At 57.8% G+C, this 277-nt stretch carries 1 pseudogene; it reads right to left on the bottom strand.

The features are described 5' to 3' along the window. Nucleotides 1–214 (bottom strand): annotated as a pseudogene (locus OGY07_RS00080) (IS6 family transposase); the annotation flags it as partial. Nucleotides 215–277: the final 63 nt, after the last annotated feature.

The raw sequence follows: 277 nt of genomic DNA, 5'->3' as shown, positions 1-277 counted from the left end.
GATCAAAGCCACGCCGCCAGAACCAGCGCAGCCGCTTCTCCATCTCCGGGGCGTAGCACTGGACCCAGCGATAGATCGTCGTATGGTCGACCGAAATGCCGCGTTCCGCCAGCATTTCCTCAAGGTCGCGATAGCTGATCGGATAGCGACAATACCAGCGCACCGCCCACAGGATCACATCACCCTGGAAATGGCGCCACTTGAAATCCGTCATCGTTCCGTCCGTCCAATCTCCGCCAAGCATGCTCAAGCTTCACGATTTTTGCAACAGAGCCCA

The sequence above is a fragment of the Citrobacter sp. Cs237 genome (assembly GCF_030332325.1).
GTDB classification, from domain to species: Bacteria; Pseudomonadota; Gammaproteobacteria; order Enterobacterales; family Enterobacteriaceae; genus Citrobacter_A; species Citrobacter_A sedlakii.
Note: the sequence above shows the minus strand (reverse complement) of the source record. Positions and strands in the feature narration are given on the sequence as shown.